This is a genomic window from Pseudomonadales bacterium (genome assembly GCA_013215025.1).
Classification (GTDB): Bacteria; Pseudomonadota; Gammaproteobacteria; order Pseudomonadales; family DT-91; genus DT-91.
In genome coordinates, this window is the sequence record JABSRR010000284.1 from 1 (window position 1) to 2,259 (window position 2,259).

2 protein-coding genes are annotated in these 2,259 nt (G+C 49.7%); one reads left to right on the top strand and one right to left on the bottom strand.

Features of this window, described 5'->3' with window-relative positions:
• Nucleotides 1-1,401 (top strand): sodium-dependent transporter (locus HRU21_12925; GenBank protein ID NRA43192.1); only part of this gene is annotated, 1,401 nt, incomplete at its 5' end.
• A 240-nt stretch (nt 1,402-1,641) separates the two neighbouring features.
• On the opposite strand, the gene HRU21_12930 is transcribed toward HRU21_12925, so the two are convergent.
• Nucleotides 1,642-2,259, bottom strand: a 618-nt coding sequence (locus HRU21_12930) for a beta-ketoacyl-ACP synthase I (protein NRA43193.1), incomplete at its 5' end; no start/stop codon positions are given.

The window sequence follows — 2,259 nt, forward strand, 5'->3', positions numbered from 1 at the left end:
GGCAAATATAATTTATCGCAAGATCTTTGGTCATCTCGTTTAGCATTTATATTTGCCGCAACTGGTTTTGCCGTTGGTTTAGGCAATATTTGGAAATTTCCTTATATGGTGGGTGAAAACGGCGGTGCTGCGTTTGTGCTTATCTATTTGGCCTGCATTATCTTGGTGGGCATTCCCATTTTAAAATCAGAGATGTTGATTGGACGGCGCGGCGGCCAAAGCCCCAATACCTCGTTTGCTGACTTGGCGCGTAAAGAAGACGCCAGTCCGCGCTGGTCGCTGGTGGGAATTGCTGGCGCGTTTGCCTGTTTTGTTGTGCTGTCTTTTTATTCAGTTGTAGGTGGCTGGTCAATTTATTACTTGGTTAATGCCATTACTCAAACCATTGGCAACGATCAAGCTTCCGTGGTGAACACCTTTGAACATTTGCTGAGTCAAGATTGGCAGGCAAATGTAATGTATCACAGTATATTTTTAGCCTTGGTGGCGCTGGTGGTCTTAGCGGGCATTCGCCGCGGTATAGAGCGCGCCGTTTCGCTGATTATGCCAGTGATGTTTGTGATCTTGCTGGTGTTGTTGGCCTATGCCGCTTCACTGCCTGGCTTTGCCGATGCGCTCAGCTATATGTTCAAGTTTGACCTGCAGAGTTTGGCGTATAACGAGGCAGGCGCTTTTAGCTGGGGTCGTTTAGGGCAGGTTGCTTTATCGGCGCTGGGTCACTCGTTCTTTACCTTGTCGGTGGGCTTTGCAGTCATGGTGACTTACGCGGCTCACCTGCCGAAATCGGTATCGATTCCGAATACCGCCTTTGTGATTGGTGCAGTGGATACCTTGGTTGCGCTTGTAGCGGGCGTGGCGATTTATGCGATTGTTTTTTCTGATCAAGCTTTGGCAGCGAACGCTGGGCCGGGTTTGGTCTTTATGACGGTGCCGCAGGCGTTTTTGAATATTCCGGGCGGCTACTGGCTGGCGATTTTGTTCTTTTTATTATTATGGTTTGCAGCTTGGACCTCGGCTTTGTCGCTGTTAGAGCCGCCGGTTGAGGTGGCGATGTCGGTATTGGGGCTAAACCGTAAAGTGGCGACGCTGTTGGTGACGCTGATGATATGGGGCTTTGGTCTGATTTCCGCGCTTTCATACAATGTTCTGTCGGACACCACGATTGGCGGCGAGGCGATTTTAGACTTTTTGTCTAACCTATCGGATAAAGTACTGCTGCCCTTAACGGGCTTACTGATAGCGATCTTTAGCGGTTGGGTGATGGGTATGAATTCAACCACTAAAGAGCTCGGAGGTTGGGGTTTGCCCTACATCTACTGGCGCGTCTGCGTGCGGGTTATTGCGCCTGTGGCAATTATCATTATCTTTATTGCAGGGGTGAAGGATTGGCTGTTTGCTTAAGCCACGATACGTCCAGTCCGGTTTAGCCGAAGCAGGGCCTTTGCAGTACTTGTTTAGCGCTGGAGTTATTTAAAGGCTGAACAATCAAGCGCTAAACCAAGATATGCTAATAAATCAAACAAGATAATAAAAAAGGTGGCTATGGCCACCTTTTTTATACATTGATTTACTTATGTTGACTTTATTGCCAGCGATATTAGGCAGGTATTGCGTTAAGTTTAGCGCTAGCTTGTGTAAAGCTTAATCTTGAAAGCGTTCAAAAATTAACGAGGCATTGGTGCCGCCAAAGCCAAAGCTGTTTGACATCACGCGATTCAAGCCGGCATTGTCGATACGCTGTTGCACAATAGGCATACCCTCTGCTTCGTCATCCAGCGTTTCTATATTGGCTGATGCACAGACAAAATCGTTTTGCAGCATTAATAAGCTGTAAATAGCCTCTTGCACGCCCGCGGCACCCAGAGAGTGACCGGTCAATGACTTGGTTGAGCTGATGTGCGGTAGCTTATCACCGAATGCCTGTTTCATGGCGCGCAGTTCTGGGATATCGCCTGCAGGTGTCGAGGTGCCGTGCGCGTTGATGTAGTCAACGTTGCCGTCAGCCATGGCTAGCGCCTGCTGCATGCAGCGAACTGCGCCTTCACCTGAGGGGGCAACCATGTCATAGCCATCCGAGGTGGCGCCATAGCCAACCAATTCAGCGTAAATGGTCGCGCCGCGTGCTTTTGCATGTTCGAGCTCTTCAATAACCAGTGCGCCACCGCCGCCGGCTATCACAAAGCCATCGCGATCAGCATCGTAGGCGCGTGAAGCTGTGGTTGGGGCGTCATTGCGTTTGGTTGATAAAGCGCCCATCGC